At 73.0% G+C, this 16,347-nt stretch carries 14 protein-coding genes; 7 read left to right on the top strand and 7 right to left on the bottom strand.

The features are described 5' to 3' along the window. Positions 1–143 precede the first annotated feature (143 nt). Positions 144–1,187: an NAD(P)-dependent alcohol dehydrogenase gene (locus DEJ22_RS01205; protein ID WP_111228028.1), complete on the top strand. Its 1,044-nt coding sequence runs from the start codon at positions 144–146 to the stop codon at positions 1,185–1,187. A 116-nt stretch (positions 1,188–1,303) separates the two neighbouring features. Here the strand turns inward: DEJ22_RS01205 and DEJ22_RS01210 are convergent, their stop codons facing one another. Genes DEJ22_RS01210 through DEJ22_RS01235 form a run of 6 tightly spaced genes read right to left on the bottom strand, consistent with a single transcriptional unit; the run spans position 1,304 to position 9,081 of the window. After that, positions 1,304–2,005 carry a GntR family transcriptional regulator gene (locus DEJ22_RS01210; RefSeq protein WP_258379706.1) on the bottom strand — a complete coding sequence of 234 codons (702 nt, stop codon included), beginning with the start codon at positions 2,003–2,005 and terminating at the stop codon, positions 1,304–1,306. Positions 2,006–2,051: 46 nt separating this feature from the next. Further along, complete coding sequence (locus DEJ22_RS01215) at positions 2,052–3,710, bottom strand: ABC transporter ATP-binding protein (RefSeq protein WP_111228029.1); 1,659 nt, start codon at positions 3,708–3,710, stop codon at positions 2,052–2,054. Further along, positions 3,694–5,598 carry a gamma-glutamyltransferase family protein gene (locus DEJ22_RS01220; protein WP_111228030.1) on the bottom strand — a complete coding sequence of 635 codons (1,905 nt, stop codon included), beginning with the start codon at positions 5,596–5,598 and terminating at the stop codon, positions 3,694–3,696. The genes DEJ22_RS01215 and DEJ22_RS01220 overlap by 17 nt, the downstream gene beginning before the upstream one ends. 2 nt (positions 5,599–5,600) lie before the next feature. Beyond that, on the bottom strand, positions 5,601–6,476 hold the full coding sequence (locus DEJ22_RS01225; RefSeq protein ID WP_058727517.1) for an ABC transporter permease: 876 nt from the start codon (positions 6,474–6,476) through the stop codon (positions 5,601–5,603). Further along, positions 6,473–7,426 (bottom strand): ABC transporter permease, encoded by a 954-nt coding sequence (locus tag DEJ22_RS01230; protein ID WP_111228031.1) that lies wholly within the window; start codon positions 7,424–7,426, stop codon positions 6,473–6,475. Before DEJ22_RS01230 ends, DEJ22_RS01225 begins: the two co-directional genes overlap by 4 nt. Further along, complete coding sequence (locus DEJ22_RS01235; protein WP_111228032.1) at positions 7,423–9,081, bottom strand: ABC transporter substrate-binding protein; 1,659 nt, start codon at positions 9,079–9,081, stop codon at positions 7,423–7,425. The genes DEJ22_RS01230 and DEJ22_RS01235 overlap by 4 nt, the downstream gene beginning before the upstream one ends. Positions 9,082–9,311: 230 nt before the next feature. On the opposite strand from DEJ22_RS01235, the gene DEJ22_RS01240 reads away from it, so the two are divergent. From DEJ22_RS01240 to DEJ22_RS01250, 3 genes are all read left to right on the top strand, one after another. Further along, positions 9,312–9,935 (top strand): DNA alkylation repair protein, encoded by a 624-nt coding sequence (locus DEJ22_RS01240; RefSeq protein WP_111228033.1) that lies wholly within the window; start codon positions 9,312–9,314, stop codon positions 9,933–9,935. A gap of 76 nt (positions 9,936–10,011) precedes the next feature. Then, the gene (locus DEJ22_RS01245) at positions 10,012–11,511 is read left to right on the top strand and encodes an MFS transporter (protein ID WP_111228034.1); all 1,500 of its coding nucleotides are present in this window, start codon (positions 10,012–10,014) and stop codon (positions 11,509–11,511) included. After that, positions 11,501–12,058, top strand: coding sequence for a TetR/AcrR family transcriptional regulator (locus tag DEJ22_RS01250; RefSeq protein ID WP_258379707.1), 558 nt, complete (start codon positions 11,501–11,503; stop codon positions 12,056–12,058). The genes DEJ22_RS01245 and DEJ22_RS01250 overlap by 11 nt, the downstream gene beginning before the upstream one ends. Positions 12,059–12,207: 149 nt before the next feature. Here DEJ22_RS01250 and DEJ22_RS01255 read toward each other — a convergent pair whose 3' ends face one another. Further along, entirely contained in the window at positions 12,208–12,822 is a 615-nt protein-coding gene (locus tag DEJ22_RS01255; RefSeq protein ID WP_181430993.1) for a polysaccharide deacetylase family protein, read from the bottom strand. Between the two features lie 551 nt (positions 12,823–13,373). Here DEJ22_RS01255 and DEJ22_RS01260 point away from each other — a divergent pair. The 3 genes from DEJ22_RS01260 (at position 13,374) to DEJ22_RS01270 (ending at position 16,346) form a co-directional block, all read left to right on the top strand. Next, positions 13,374–14,564, top strand: a complete 1,191-nt coding sequence (locus tag DEJ22_RS01260) for a zinc-dependent alcohol dehydrogenase (RefSeq protein ID WP_111228475.1) — start codon at positions 13,374–13,376, stop codon at positions 14,562–14,564. Between the two features lie 49 nt (positions 14,565–14,613). Then, on the top strand, positions 14,614–15,672 hold the full coding sequence (locus tag DEJ22_RS01265) for an NAD-dependent epimerase/dehydratase family protein (RefSeq protein ID WP_111228476.1): 1,059 nt from the start codon (positions 14,614–14,616) through the stop codon (positions 15,670–15,672). 224 nt (positions 15,673–15,896) lie between these two features. Further along, entirely contained in the window at positions 15,897–16,346 is a 450-nt protein-coding gene (locus DEJ22_RS01270; RefSeq protein ID WP_111228477.1) for a DUF6314 family protein, read from the top strand. Position 16,347: the final 1 nt, after the last annotated feature.

Here is a 16,347-nt window from a genome sequence, read left to right on the forward strand (position 1 = left end):
AGAACGCTCGTTCTCGCAACCGGCTCTCGGGGAAGACGCAGGTGGTCGGAGTGTGACGGCCCACCCGCGGCGTCCGGTCATCGAGGCGACACCTGTCGCGCTGAACGACAGGCGTAGTCTGCGTGTGTCGAAGGAGGACACCCATGCACGCCGTCGTGTTCGAGCAGTACCAGACGTTCCCCGTCCTGACCGAGGTCGAGAAGCCCGTCCCGGGCCCGGGGGAGGTGTTGCTCAAGGTCGCCGGTGCCGGGGCGTGCCACTCCGACGTCGCCGTCTACCGCGAGTTCCAGGAGGGGCAGCCGGGTGCGCAGGCCCCGGGGTTCGTGCTCGGGCACGAGAACTCCGGCTGGGTCGAGGCCGTCGGTGACGGCGTCACCGGCTTCACCGAGGGAGACGCCTACCTCGTGTACGGGCCGGTGGGCTGCGGGCACTGCTCGTACTGCTCCAAGGGTCAGGACACCTACTGCGAGCACGCGGCGACGAACCCGTACGCCGGGATCGGCCTCGGGCGGGACGGCGGGATGGCCGAGTACGTGACCGTGCCGGCCCGCAACCTCGTGCCCCTCGGGGACGCCGACCCGATCGCCGCCGCACCGCTCAGCGACGCCGGCCTCACGCCGTACCACGCGATCAAGGCCGCGATGCCGAACCTGGCTGGCGGCGGGAAGTACGCGCTCGTGGTCGGACTCGGCGGTCTCGGGCAGATCGCCGTGCAGATCCTCACCGCTCTCACCGGCGCCACGGTCATCGCGACCGACACCAAGCAGGACGCCATGGACCGCGCCGCGGCTCACGGCGCCGTGACCGTGCCGGCCGGGCCCGACCAGGCCGCAGCGATCCGTGAGCTCACCGGCGGGAAGGGCGTCGATGCGGCGTTCGACTTCGTGGGTGCGACGCCGACGATCGCGACGGCGAAGGCCTCGATGGCGATCGGCGGGCGACTCACGGTCGTCGGGATCGCCGGGGGCACGGTCGAGTGGAACTTCTTCTCGACACCGTACGAGTCGACGATCACGAACACGTACTGGGGCACGATCGAGGACCTGCACGAGGTGGTCGCGATGTACCGGGCGGGCCAGATCGAGCCGGACGTCGAGCGGTTCGCGCTGCGTGACGCCCTCGAGGCCTACCGGAAGCTCGAGGCCGGGGAGCTGTCCGGCCGCGCGGTGGTCGTGCCGACGCTCTAGCGCAGTTCGGTGGAGCAGGAGACGTCGGGTCGTGTGGTCGCACTCGGCGTCTTCTGCTCCATCGTCGCGCGGCCGCGGCCGCGAGCGGGGGCAGGGGCGCGGGCGGGGCCGCGTGCTCAGACGGCGGGGCCGGCGTCGCGCAGGGCGTGTGCCTGCTCCGGGGAGGACCGAGCCGCGTACCCGATGCGGCTCTCCCGCACGTGCCACGCCATCCGCTCGGCGGCCTGGTCCACGTCACCCGCGTCGATCGCCGCGAGGATGCGCCGGTGGTCCGGCCACAGCCGCTTGCCGCGCGACGAGGTGTCGAGGGCGTAGAGCCACTCGATCTTGCGGGACAGCTGGCGGAGCAGGGTCGCGAGGGTCGTGCTGCCGGAGAGCTCGGCGACGAGCAGGTGGAAGCGCTCGTTCAGGTCGACGAGCAGGTCGAGCTCGTCCCGCTCGACGGCCGCGTCCCCCTCGTCGAGGACGACCCCGAGCTCGCGGCGCACCCGCCACCAGTCCTCGGGCGGGGCATCGGCGGCGAACAGCGTGCGCGCCCGGGTGGCGGCGCGGCGGGCGGTGGCGGTCTCGAGCGACTCGCGGACGGCGAACAGGTCGTCGGCCTCGTCGAACGGGATGTCGGCGATGCGGGAGCCGACGTTGGGACGCGACACGACGAAGCCCTCGCCCTCGAGCCCGCGGAGCGCCTCGCGGACCGGCACCCGGGACACTCCGTGCCGCTCCGCGAGGAACGCCTCGGTCACCCGGGTGCCGGGCTGCAGCGCCCCCGTCACGATGTCGTGGCGGATGGCGTCGATGACGCTCGTCCCGTTCAGCACGGTGCCGATCGTGCCACACGGTGCCGTTCGGCGGCCCGGGAACGCGTCACGCAGCCGCCTCGGCGAGCGAGCGCCCCGGGATCGCGTCGAGCAGGTCCCTCGTGTACTGCTCCTGCGGATCGTCGAACACCGCCGCGACGCTGCCCCGCTCGACGACCTCGCCGCGGCGCATCACCACGACGTCGTCGGCGATCCGTCGGACCACCCCGAGGTCGTGCGTGATGAACAGGTAGCTCAGGCCGAGCCGGTCCTGCAGTTCCTCGAGCAGCGCCAGGATCTGCTCCTGCACGAGCACGTCGAGCGCCGAGACCGCCTCGTCGAGGATGATCAACTCCGGCTCGAGCGCCAGCGCGCGGGCGATCGCGACGCGCTGCCGCTGCCCGCCGGACAGCTCGTTCGGCCGGAGCTGCGCGACCTCGCGGGGCAGTGCGACCTGGTCGAGGAGCGTGCACACCCGCTCGGTCCGCGAGGCCCGGTCGCCGATCCCGAAGACCCGCAGGGGCTCGTCGATGATCCGCTCGATGGTGGAGGTCGGGTCGAGCGACCCGTACGGGTCCTGGAACACCGGCTGCACCCGGCGTCGGATCTCCCGCCGCTCGGCGCCACGGGCGGTCCCGATGGACTTCCCGTCCACCAGGGCGGTGCCCGACGTCGGCGTCTCGAGCCCGAGCACGATGCGGGCCACGGTCGTCTTGCCGGAGCCGGACTCGCCGACCACCGCGGTGGTCGTGCCCCGACGGACGGCGAACGACACCCCGTCGGCGGCCCTGAGGGTGCCCGCACCACGGCCGCGCAGCTTGTACTCCTTGACCAGGTCGGACACGACGAGGATCGGCTCACCGGGGGACACGGGCTCCGGCGCCACCCCGGACAGCGCCGGCGCCGCCGCGATGAGCCGCTTCGTGTACTCGTGCTGCGGGTCGCGGAGGATCGCCTCGGGGGCACCCTGCTCCACGATGTCGCCGTCGAGCATCACGACGACACGGTCGGTCCGGTCCGCCGCGACGCCGAGGTCGTGCGTCACGAAGAGCAGCGTCGTGCCGTGCTGGTCGACCAGCGTCTGCAGGTGGTCGAGGATCTGCCGCTGCACCGTCACGTCGAGGGCGCTGGTCGGCTCGTCGGCGATGAGCAGCTCGGGCTGACGCGCGAGCGCCACGGCGATGAGGATGCGCTGCCGCATGCCGCCGGAGAACTCGTGCGGGAACTGGTCCGCCCGGCGTGCGGCCTCGGGGATGCCGGCCTCGGTCATGAGCGCCACGACCTGCTGCCGGATCGCGGAGCGTCCCCGCAGACCGCCGGCCCGCAGTGCGTCGGCGATCTGCGCGCCGACCCGCATCGACGGGTTGAGGTTCGTCGACGGGTCCTGCGGGACGAGCCCGATCCGTCCGCCCCGGACGCGTCGCATGAGCGCCTCGTCAGCGTGGGCGATGTCGTCGTCGCCCAGACGGATCTCGCCGCCGGTGATGTGCCCGGCGCCCGGCAGGAGCCGGAGCAGGGCCGCGATGAGCGTCGACTTGCCCGAGCCGGACTGGCCGACGATCGCGACGCGCTCGCCGCGGCGGACGTCGAGGTCGACGCCGTGCAGGACCTCGCGGTCGCCGAACGCGACCCGCAGGTCGCGGACGGAGAGCAGGGTGTCGGCTCCGGACGGGAGGCGCGGTGCGGCCCCGGTGGTCGTCGTCACGTTCTCAGCGTCCTGCGGCATAGCCCTGTGCTCCTCGCGGGTTGGCGGCGGCGCCCAGGACGCCGGTGTCGGGGTCGCGCGTCACGCACGACAGGCGGCCGAGCGACCAGTCGCCGGCGCGGGTGACGACGTGGCCGAGCTCCTCGAGCCCGGCGATGACGTCGTCGCCCAGGCGGTCCTCGACGACGAGGCCGCCGGGGGTCCAGGTGCGGGGCCAGAACGACCCCGGGAACGACGTCGTGTGCAGCGCGGGGGCGTCGATCGCCTGCTGCGGGCTCCACCCGCCGACGATCGTGCGGAGCAGGAACAGCAGCTGCCACTGGTCCTGCTGGTCGCCGCCCGGGCTGCCCATCGCGACGACGGGCTCGCCGTCCCGGAGCACGAGCGTCGGTGTGAGCGTCGTGCGGGGCCGGGCGCCGGGGGTCAGCGTGGACGCCGTGCCCTCCTCGAGCCAGGTCATCTGCATGCGGGTGCCGAGGCAGAACCCGAGCTCCGGGATCGTCGGCGACGACTGCAGCCACCCGCCGGACGGGGTCGCGCTGACGATGTTGCCCCAGCGGTCGACGACGTCGATGTGGCAGGTGTCGCCGCGGGTCTCGCCGGTCGCCATAACGATCGGCTCGCCGCGGTCCTCGTGCACGGGTGCGTCCTCGGCCGGTACGGCCACCGCGTTGCCCCGGGCACCCGGCACGGTCGGCTCGCCGACGCCGGCGATCGGCTCGCCGCCCGGCGTGTAGGTCACGCGGAGCGGCGGCAGCGCACCGGCCGGCACCGAGACCGTGCCCGGGCGGAGCTCGTGCGACGCGCGGTCACCGATCAGGGCACGGCGCTCGTCGGAGTAGGCGTCCGAGAGCAGCTCGGCCATCGGGACGTCGCCGTCGCCGTAGTACGCCTCGCGATCGGCGAGGGCGAGCTTCTGCGCCTCGGCGATCGTGTGTGCGCCGAGGACGGTCGACGGGTCGAGCCGCTCGTCGTCCAGCGGCTCGAGCAGGCGGAGGGTCTGCAGGAGCGCCGGACCCTGGCCCCACGGTCCGGTCTTCGCGATCGTGTGCCCGCGGAACTCGGCGGTCGTCGCGGGCTCGGTCGACGCACGGAACGCGGCGAGGTCCGACGCCCGGATCACGCCGGCGTGGTCGGTCCCCGACGCATGCCGGTGCGGGGTGCGGACGAACGCGTCGATCGCCTGCGCGACGGAGCCCTCGGCCCACTCGGTGCGGGCCGCCTCGATGCGCGCGACGCGCGCGTCGGCGGTGTCGTCGCCCGGCGTGACACCGGACCCGGCCTGCACGAGCCGTTCCAGGACCGAGGCGTAGGCCTCGTTGCGCACCATCGTCCCGGCGACCGGCACCGAGCCTCCCGGCAGCCACCGCTCGGCGGAGGTCGGCCAGTGGTCGCGGAACAGGTCCTGCACCGTCGCGATGGTGGCGACCACCCGCGGTGCGACCGGGTGACCGTCGCGGGCGTAGCCGATCGCGGGGGCGAGCACGTCGGCGAGCTCCCACGTGCCGTGCTCGGCGAGGAGCAGCAGCCACGCGTCGACGGCGCCGGGCACGGCGGCCGCCAGGGCACCCGCTCCCGGGACCAGGTCGAGGCCTTCGGATCGGAAGTGCTCCGGCGTCGCGCCCGCCGGGGCCGGCCCCTGGCCCACCAGGACCGTCGGGGCCGTGTCGGACGCCGTCGCGAAGACGGCCGTCACGTCACCGCCGGGCCCGTTCAGGTGCGGCTCGACGACGTGCAGGACGAAGGCACCGGCGACGGCGGCGTCGAAGGCGTTGCCGCCGCGCTCCAGGACCGACTGCGCCGTCGCGGTCGCGATCCAGTGCGTCGACGCGGCCATGCCGAAGGTGCCCTGCAGGTCCGGTCGGGTGGTCTCCGCCGGGGGCGTGGTGAAGGCGGGGTTGGTGCTCATGGTCACTTCCGGTCCGAGGCGGTGGGGTCGAGGGCGTCGCGCAGGGCGTCGCCGAACAGGTTGAAGCCGAGGCAGATCACGGCGATCGCGACACCCGGCACGACGGCGGCCCACGGCGCCTGGCCGAGGTACTGCTGCGCGTCCGAGAGCATGATGCCGAGGCTCGGGGTGGGCGGCTGGATGCCGAGGCCGAGGAAGGACAGCAGCGCCTCGCCGATCACCGCGACCGGCATGATCACGGTGGCCTGCACGATGATCGCCGAGACGCAGTTCGGCAGGACGTGCTGCGCGATGATGCGTGCGCCGCCGGCGTCCAGCGTCTTCGCGCTCGTCACGAAGTCGGCGCTCGTGATCCGCAGGGTCTCGCCGCGGACGATCCGGATCATCGCCGGCACGTGCGAGATACCGATCGCGATCACGGCGTTCGTCAGGCTCGGACCGCTGATCGCCGCGAGCCCCACCGCGATGATGAGGAACGGGAAGGCCAGGGCGACGTCGGTGAGCCGCGAGATGATCGCGTCCAGCCAGCGCCAGTACCCGGCGAGGAGCCCGAGCGGGGTGCCGACGACGACCGCGAGCAGCACCGACAGCACGCCGACGACGAGCGAGACCTGGATGCCGTAGAGCGTCCGGGACAGGATGTCGCGGCCGAGGTCGTCGGTGCCGAACCCGAAGCCGACCGTGAAGGGCACCTGGAACGGCAGGTCGAAGTGCGTCGCGGTCGGGTCGTGCGGTGCGACGAGCGGTGCGGCGACACCGGCCAGCACGACGACGGCGAGCATGATGCCGCCCGTCATGCCGAGTCGGTTCGTCCGGACCTGCTTCCAGATGCGACCGCGGCTCGAGCCCAGGTCGAAGGGAGCGGTGATGGTGGTCATGCGACGCCTCCGACGCGGATCTTCGGGTTGATGACGGAGTACAGGACGTCCACGGCGAAGTTGATGAGGACGTAGCCCAGGGTGATCACGAGCACCACGGCCTGAATGACCGGGTAGTCGCGGGTGAACACGGCGTCGAGCGTGAGCTTGCCGAAGCCGGGCAGGGCGAAGATGCGCTCCGTGACGACCGCGCCCGAGATGAGACCGCCGAGTTGCAGGCCGACGATCGTGACGACGACGATCATCGAGTTGCGCAGGCCGTACCGGAACAGCACCCGCGGACGGCTGAGCCCCTTCGCCCGGGCGGTCCGGACGAAGTCGGTCTTCATCGTCTCGATCATCGACGCGCGGGTCTGCCGCATGATGACGGCTGCCAACGAGGTGCCGAGGATGAGCGCCGGCAGCGTCAGGTGGTGCAGCGCGCCGAGCGGATCGCGTGTCACCGGGACGTAGCCCGATGCCGGGAACCACCCGAGACCAGCGGCGAGCCAGACGATCGCCAGGATGCCCAGCCAGAAGTTCGGCACGCTCAGCCCGACGAGGGCCGCTGCGTTCGCCATCCACTCGGGCCACTGCCCGCGGTAGCGCTCGGCCAGCGTGCCGAGGGCGACCCCCACGACGACCGCGACGACGATCGCGTAGAGCGCGAGCCAGAGCGTGACGGGGAGCGTCGACCCGAGCAGCTCCGTGACCGGCGTACCGGTGCGGGTCGATTGTCCGAGGTCGCCCTGCAGCGCGTTCGCCACGAAGCGCCAGTACTGCACGAGCAGGGAGTCGTCGAGCCCGAGGTCGGCGCGGACGGCCGCGAGCCGCTCGGGGCTCGCCTCCTCGCCCGCCAGGGCCAGGGCCGGGTCGCCCGGCAGCTGCCGGACCCCGAAGAACACCACGATCGAGGCCAGGACGAGCGTGAGCGCCGCCTGCCAGAGCCGGGTCAGGACGTACCGGATCACTTGTCGCCGCCTTCCACGAACGCCGCCTGGCTGAGTCGGACCACGCCGTCGGCGTAGGTGGACACCCCGGCCACGTCGGTGCTGACGCCGGTGATGCTGCGGGTCCGGTAGAGGTAGATGATCGGGTCGTCCTGCTGCACCTTCGTGACGAGCTGCCCGTACAGGTCGGCACGCTCCTGCTGGTCGGTGGCCTGCGCCGCCCGACTGATCAGGTCGTCGACCTCGGGGTCGCTGTACCCGGGGTAGTTGTTGCCGCCGCCGGTGCCGAGGAACGAGCCGATGTTGCCGTGCGGGTCGACCCGGCCCGACCAGCCGAGCTGCAGCGCCTGGAAGTCACCGCGGGTCTGGTCGTCGAGCAGGGTCGTGTACTCGACCGGGGTGATCGTGATCGCGAAGCCGCCCGCGCGGGCCTGGGCCTGCAGCGCTTGGGCGAACCGGACGGTGTCGGGGGTGTTCGTCACCTCCATCTCGACCGGGAAGGGCTGCTCGACGCCCGCTTCCTCGAGGAGTGCCTTCGCGCGCTCGGGGTCGTACTCCGGGCAGGCCTTGCTCGCGTCGGTGGCGAACGCACTCGTGTCCGGGATCGGGGAGCACGCGACGTCCGCCCAGCCGCGGAACACGCTCTGCACGAGTTCGGCGCGGTTGATCGACATGGACAGGGCCTGGCGGACCTTCCGCTGGGTGGCGAGTGGCGTGTCGAGGGGTTTCGGATCGGTGCCGACGCCGTCCTGGTTGGCGAGGTTGATCGTGATGCCCTGGTAGCCGAGCGAGCCGGTGCGCAGGACGCTCAGGTCCTTCCGCTCCATGAGGTCGTCGACGTCCTGCGTCGAGATCGTGTCGGCGACCTGGACGTCCCCGGACTTGAGGTTCTGGGCGCGGATGCTGGCGTCGGTGATGATCCGGTAGGTGATCCGGTCGAAGTGCGCGCTCGCCGGGTCGTGGTACATCGGGTCGCGCTCGACGGTGATCGAGGTCTGCGGGACGCGCTCGACGAACTTGTACGGGCCGATGCAGACCGGGTGGTCGCCGAACCCGTCGCCCTCCTGCGCCAGTGCGGTCGGCGACATGACCATGCCCGCACGGTCGGCGAGTGCCGCGGTGATCGGGGCGAACGGGGTCGAGTAGCGGATGCGGACGGTGTGGTCGTCGACCGCGTCGATGCTCGAGACCGGACCCATCTCACTCTTCCGGCTCGAGTCGTCCTTCGTCAGGTTCCGCTCGAGCGTCGTCACGACGGCGTCCGCGTCGAACGGGGTGCCGTCGGCGAAGCGGTACCCGGTGTGCACGGGGAAGGTGACGGTCTTGCCGTCGTCCGTCACCGTCGGCAGTTCGGTCGCGAGCATCGGGACGACCGTGCCCTCGGCGTCGATGTCGAAGAGCTTCTGGCACATCGTCTCCATGACGTACCGGGTGTACAGCGACGACGAGGTGGTGGGGTCGAGCCGGTCCGGTTCGGCGGAGAGCGCCATGACGAGGTCACCGCCCTCGCGGACCCGCTGGTCGCCGATCGCGAGGGTGGTGACGGTGCCGGCGGTGGCGCCGCCGGCCTTCGAGCGTTGGACCGGGACGCACGCGGTGAGTGCGAGCGAGGCGGCCAGGGCGACGGCGGGCACGGCGAGGAGTGTCCGGCGGCGTCGAGCGGAGGTGGTGGGCATCGTGTTCCTGGAGCTGCGGTGTGCGTGGCGACCCTTGTGGAGTCGCGCTCAGGAGTGCGGTGATTGCATACAATCACGACTGGCAGCGCTCGTTTGTACACAGTGTGTTTCCGGTGTGTAACAGTTCGACCGGTCGACGGCGCTCGTCTGACGCCCCTGCCCCGGGTCGCGCCCGGTCCGGGCGTCGCTGTTCCGCTGGGCCCCGCTCTGCCCGCGCCTAGGCTGGGCGGATGCAGCGCCACGACGCCGAGTCGGTCCTCGCCGCGTTCGCCAGGACCCCGGGCGACGTCGCGGGTGCCCGGCGCGTCGCCCGGCAGTCCGCCGACCTCGACGAGGGAGAGCGCTCGGCGCTGCTGTGGAGCGAGGACGCGGGCGCGCGGCTGGTCGCCGTGGTGCTCCTCGTGCAGGCGATGCGCGCACACCCCGACCCGGAGCTGACCGACGAGTACCTCGCGGCGGCGAAGGCCGAGCGGTTCGAGGACGCGGTCCTGGTGGACGTCGCGGCCGAGGAACTCGTCGGCGCCCCGCTCGTCGGTGCCGCCACCGGGCCGCTGTTCGCGCTCGCCAAGTCCGACGTGGCGATGGTCCGGCGGATCGCGCTCGTCGCGACCCTGGCGTTCGCGAAGCAGGGCGACGCCGAGGTGCCGCTCGCGATCGCCGGGCGCCTGGTGCGGGAGCGGAGCGAGACCGTGCAGTCGGCCCTCGGCTGGGTGCTGCGCGAGACGGGGAAACGAGCGTCGGAGTCGGCGCTCGTCGCGTTCCTCGAGCGGAACGGCCGCTTCCTGTCGCCGGCGGCGCGCGCGACCGCGACCGAGCACCTGCCGCCGGCCGAGCGGGACCGCCTGCGCGCGTAGCCGTGCCCCGCCCCCGGTCCTGCATGCTGACTGGGCAGTCGGTACGACCGACCGGATGGTCGGTTAGGGTCGGGGCATGACGCAGACCGCCGCCACCCCGACCCACCGCGCGACCGCCCGTGAGTGGGCGTCCCTCGGCGTCCTGACCCTGGCCGTCGTGCTGCTCGCGATCGACGGCACCGTGCTCGCCCTCGCCGTGCCCGCGCTCACCGCCGACCTGGACCCGACCGCGACGCAGGTGCTCTGGATCGGGGACGTCTACTCGTTCGCGCTCGCGGGGCTGCTCGTCACCATGGGCAACGTCGCCGACCGGATCGGCCGGAAGCGCCTGCTGCTCATCGGCTCGGTCGCGTTCGGGATCGCCTCGGCCGGCGCCGCCTTCGCCCAGGGACCCGAGGTCCTCATCGCCGCTCGAGCGCTGCTCGGCATCGCCGGTGCGACGCTCATGCCCTCGACGCTCTCGCTCGTGCGGACGATCTTCCGCGACCCCCGGCAGCGCACGCGGGCGATCGCCGTGTGGTCCGCCGGCGCGACGGGCGGCGCGGCCGCAGGACCGCTCGTGGGTGGGGCACTGCTCGAGCACTTCTGGTGGGGCTCGGTCTTCCTCATCAACATCCCCGTCATCGTCGTGATCGTCGTCGCCGGTGCGGTCCTGCTGCCGGAGTCGAAGGGCGGCGCCCGGACGCCGATCGACCTGCTGTCGGCGGCGCTCTCCGTCGTCGCGATCGTGCCGGTCGTGTACGCCGTGAAGCACCTGGTCGGACACGGCGCCGACTGGACGGTACCGGTGGCGGCGGTCGTCGGCGTCGGCGCAGGCTGGTGGTTCGTCCGGCGGCAGCGACGGCTCACCACGCCCCTGATCGACCTGCAGCTGTTCCGGATCCCCGCGTTCACCGGGGCCGTCGTGGCGAACTCGCTGTCGGTGTTCGCCCTGACCGGCCTGCTGTTCTTCTTCTCGCAGTACCTGCAGCTCGTCCGCGGGTTCTCCCCGCTGCTCGCCGGGGCAGCGGAACTGCCGGCGACGGTGGCGTCGATCGCGGTCATCGCCGTCATCGGAGTGCTGTCGCGACGAGTCGGGCCCGGACGGTCGATCGGCCTCGGGCTCGGCGTGGCCGCCGTCGGCATGGCGGGGCTCGCCGTCGCCGAGGGGCTGCCCACGTACGTCGGCATCGCGCTCGCGCTGGCCGTGGTCGGCCTCGGCGTCGGGGTGTCGATGACCCTGGCGACCGACGCGGTCGTCGCCGCGGCGCCGCGGGAGCGCGCCGGTGCCGCCAGCGCGATCTCCGAGACCGGGTACGAGCTCGGCGTCGCCATGGGCATCGCGGTGCTCGGGTCGCTCCAGACCGCGTTCTACCGGGCCCGCCTGGACGCCGACGCCCCGGACCGTGTGCGGGAGTCGCTCGCCAGCGCCGCGCAGGTGCTCGACCCGTCGTCGCCGGCGTTCGCCCACGCGCAGGAGGCCTTCACCGGCGGCATGCAGCTCGCATCGGTCTGCGCGGCCGTCCTGCTCGCGGTCGCGGCGGTGGTGGCGCTGCGGGTGATCCCGAACCGGCAGGATGGTCCCCGTGAGCACTGACGGCACCCGCGACCGCGAGCGCACCCGGGCGGCCGTGCTCGAGGCGGCGGAGCGGCTGCTCGGCGAGCGCGGCACCCGGGTGAGCGTCGCCGAGGTGGCCGAGGCCGCAGGTGTCTCGAAGAGCGGCCTGCTGCACCACTTCCCGTCGAAGGACGCCCTGCTCGTGGCGGTCGCCGAGCACGGCCTGCAGACCTTCGTCGACGAGGTGATGCGGCACGTCGACCTCGCCGAGAACCGCCCCGGCAAGGTGCTCCGCGCCTACGTGCGGACGCTCTGCGGTGGGAGCGAACGGGCGATGGCGGTGTTCTCGCCGAACACGCTGTGGTCGGGCCTGATGTCGGTGCCGGGGATGGAGCCGGTGGTGGCGGCGGACGCCGAGCACTGGCGGACCCTGTTCGCCCGGGACGGACTGCCCGAGGGCCGCTCGCTCGTCGTGCGGCACGCCGCCGAGGGGCTCGCCGCCGCATCGTCCGTCCCGCCCTACCTCGATGCCCGCGAGCTCGCGGTCGCGCGGGACGCACTCCTCGCCCTGGCTGAGCCCGCCTGACCCCGCCTCTGCCCCGCCCCGCCCCCGCCCCCCCCCGCAAGACGCAACCGTGGCGACGGCTCGCAGCGGTGCAGCGCTGCGAGCAGCCGCCGACGTCGTGTCTTGCGGACCCGGCGGAACCGGCGGGACCCGGCAGGGCGGCCGGGACGTCAGCGCGAGAACACGTCGTCGAGGGTGTACGTCGCCAGGCCGCGCTGTTCCAGCAGGGCGTGCAGGCGGGGGAGCGCCCCGATCGTGCCGGGGAAGTTCGCGTGGCCGATCACGACGTGCGCCGGCTGGAACCACTGCTCCGCGAAGCCGACGATCTGGTCCGAGGAGATGTCGCCCGAGTCCGCGAGCGTCCCGTACCAGAGCATCGGCGTGGTGTAGCCGACGGCGGCCGCGGCACGGTCGACCCGGGCGTCGTGGTACCCGAACGGTGGCCGGAAGTACGGGCGGGCGTCGACGCCGAACGTCCGTTCGATGAACTCGTGGTTCCGGGTGAGCTCGTCCTGGATCGCCTGGTCACCGAGCTTCGTGAGCGCGGGGTGGTCCCACGTGTGGTTGCCGAGCTGCACCTGCCCGGACTCGACGAGGGGCCGGAGCAGGTCGGCGTGCTCGGTCCAGGACGGTCGGTTCCCGTTCACGAAGAACGTCAGGCGCGTGCCGGTCTCGGCGGCGAAGCGGGCGTAGACCTCGACGACCTCCGGTGACGCCCCGTCGTCCACGGTCCACGCGATCCCCGGCGTGCCCGCAGGCAGTCCCGTCACGGTGCCGTGTGGCACGGGCGCCTTCGCCAGCGCGGGTCGCGTCGGTGTCGGGCTAGGTGTCGGTGTCGGTGTCGGTGTCGGGCTGCGTGTCGGAGTCGACGTCACGGTCGGGGTCGCGGATACCCGGGGTGCGTCGGCGCCGGGCGTGCAGGCTGCGAGCAGCCCGGCTGCCAGGGAGCCGGTGGCGCCGACGAGGAGCGCCCTGCGCGTGGTGCTGTGGTCCATCGCTCCGAGCCTGGCGGCTGTGCCGGCCCCGGCGCATCGGTGCTCGGACGGACCTCCGGCTGGCCGATCGGCCATCCTTCCGGCCCATCACGCGTGCAGTAGGAAACCGTTCTGCGCGTCGGAAGCAGGAAGAAGCGGCCTCCTTCGCGCGGATCAGCCTCCTTCGCGCGGATCGGCTTCCTTCGCGCGGATCCGGTGCGGACGGGAGGCGCGCCCCACCGCCGCCTGCAGCGCGCGCGGGGGACGGGGCTGGGAACGCACCACGGGGCGGGCGCGTAGCGAAGGGGGCACGTGAGCCGTGCCTCCCGGCCGGCCCGAAGCGACGACGAGAGGAACGCGACGTGCGCGCACTCACCTGGCAGGGCACCGAGAAGGTGTCCGTCGAGACCGTCCCAGACCCGACCATCCAGGAGCCGACGGACGCGATCGTGCGGATCACCTCCACGGCGATCTGCGGCTCCGACCTGCACCTGTACCGGGTGCTCGGTCCGTACATCGACAAGGGCGACGTCCTCGGCCACGAGCCCATGGGCATCGTCGAGGAGGTCGGCTCCGCCGTCACGAACCTCAAGGTCGGCGACCGCGTGGTCGTGCCGTTCAACATCTCCTGCGGGCACTGCTGGATGTGCCAGCACGGCTTCCAGTCGCAGTGCGAGACGACCCAGGTGAAGGAGTACGGCACCGGCGCCTCGCTCTTCGGGTACACGAAGATGTACGGCCAGGTCCCCGGCGGACAGGCCGAGTACCTGCGCGTGCCGCACGCCGACTACGGGCCGATCAAGGTGCCGGACACCGGCGCCGACGACCAGTGGCTGTTCATGAGCGACATCATCCCGACCGCGTGGCAGGCCGTGCAGTACGCCGAGGTGCCCGAGGGCGGCACGCTCGCGGTGCTCGGTCTCGGCCCGGTCGGACAGTTCGCGGCCCGGATCGGCAAGCACCTCGGCTACCGGGTGCTCGCCGTCGACCCCGAGCAGGTCCGCCGCGACCTCGGCGCGAAGCACGGCATCGAGGTGTTCGACCTCGACGACGACATGGTCGCGAAGCTCGTCGACCTGACCGACGGGCGCGGTCCGGACGGCGTCGTGGACGCGGTCGGCATGGAGGCGCACGGCAACCCGGTCGCCGGGTTCGCCCAGCGTGCGGCCGGCCTGCTGCCCGACAAGCTCGCGCAGAAGGCCATCGAGACCGCGGGCGTCGACCGGCTCGCGGCGGTGCACGCGGCGATCGACCTCGTCCGCCGCGGCGGCACGGTCTCGCTGTCCGGCGTCTACGGCGGCATGGCCGACCCGATGCCGATGATGACCCTGTTCGACAAGCAGATCACGATCCGCGAGGGACAGTGCAACGTCCGTCGCTGGGTCGACGACCTCATGCCGCTCGTGTCCGACCCCTCGGACCCGCTCGGCACGCTCGACCTGACCACGCACCGCGTGTCGCTCGAGGACGCCCCGCACATGTACTCGGTCTTCCAGAAGAAGGAGGACGGCTGCATCAAGGTCGTGCTCGACCCGTCCATGGCCGCGGCCTGATGGTCGGCCCGTCGCGGCTCGCGGCCGGCCGCCCGGGGCGGTCCCACTGATGCGCGTCGTCGTGGTCGGGGCCACCGGCAACGTCGGCACCGCGGTGCTGCGGCGGCTCGCGGCCGCCCGGCTGACCGGTGACGGCCGCGCGGGCGACGAGGACGGCCTGCAGGTCGTCGGCGTCGCCCGCCGGGTGCCGGACGCGCGTGTCGCGCCGTACGACGTCGCCGTGTGGCACGCGGTCGACATCGGCGGACCGAGCGCCGTCGATGAACTGGCCGCGGTCTTCCAGGGCGCCGACGCCGTGGTGCACCTGGCGTGGGCACTCCAACCGACGCACGACATCCCCGCGCAGCACCGGACGAACGTGACGGGCACTGCGAACGTGCTCGCCGCGGTCGCCCGCGCCGGTGTCGGGCAGGTCGTGGTGTCGTCGTCGGTCGGGGCGTACCGGGGCGTCGACGTGGACGGGAAGCGGACCCCGGTCGACGAGTCCTTCCCCGCGACCGGCATCCCGACCGCCACGTACTCGGTCCACAAGGCCGAGAACGAGCGGGCGATGGACGCCTTCGAGCGGGACCACCCCGAGGTCGTCGTGACCCGGCTCCGGCCCGGACTGGTGTTCCAGCGCGGGGTCGCGGCCGAGCTCCGGGGGTTGTTCCTCGGGCACCTGGTGCCGATGTCGATCGTGCGGTGGATCCGGTGGGCGGTCCTGCCGTTGCCGTTGCCGTTCGTGTTCCAGGCGGTGCACGCCGACGACCTCGCCGACGCGTTCTGGCGGGCGATCGACCGACGGGCGGCGGGGGCGTTCAACATCGCGGCGACGCCGGTGCTCTCCCCGCCGCGGATCGCGCGGGCGTTCGGCATGCTCGGGGCGGTGCGGGTGCCGCTCCGGCTGATCCGCGGGATCGTCACGACCACGTGGCGGCTCCGACTCCAGCCGACCGACGCCGGGTGGGTCGACATCGCGGCCGGCGTGCCGATCATGCGGACGGACCGGGCGCGGAGCGAGCTCGGGTGGGTGCCGCAGCACACGGCGGAGGAGGCGCTGCGCGAGCTCGTCGGCGGGTTCGCGGACGGGGCGAACATCGAGGCGTCGGGGCCTCTGCGCGGCTGACGGGCTCTGGGCCCGGCCCGTGGCGCGCCTGGCGGGATCGGGCGTACCTGGTGGAATCGGGCGTACCTGGTGGAACTCTTCGACCAGGTACGCCCGGAACCGCCCGCCATCGCGGGTGTCCTGGGAAGGAACGGGCGCGCTACGATCCAGCGCAGGGCGGTGTCATCTCCGACGACGAGCGCCGTACCGCCCGGGCCGAGGCGCTCCGCGCGTAGCCTGGGCCCGTGCTGCCGACGGACCCATCGCTGCCGAGCCCGCTGCTGCCGACCGACCTGCTCGGGGACTGGACGCTCCACCGCCGCGTCGACGACCGGCTCGCCGGAGCGTCCGGCACCGTCACCGGGACGACGACCCTGACGCTGACGGCCCCGGACGAGGTCCGCTGGGACGAGGCCGGCACGATGTCGCTCGGCGACCGCGAGACCCCGGTCTCGCGGACGCTGCTCGTCCGCCGCGCCCCGGGCGACCGCTGGACGGTGCGCTTCGCCGACGGCCGGGTCTTCCACGACTGGGTGTGGGGCACCACGGTCGAGCACGCCTGCGCGCCCGACGACTACACGGGCGTGCTCGACGGGGACGCCGAGCGCTGGACCGTCCGATGGCAGGCACGTGGACCGGCGAAGGACTACCGGCTCGACAGCGTGCTGGAGCGTCGGTCCACCGCGGCAGACTGAG

It is taken from the genome of Curtobacterium sp. MCSS17_007 (assembly GCF_003234175.2).
Classification (GTDB): Bacteria; Actinomycetota; Actinomycetes; order Actinomycetales; family Microbacteriaceae; genus Curtobacterium.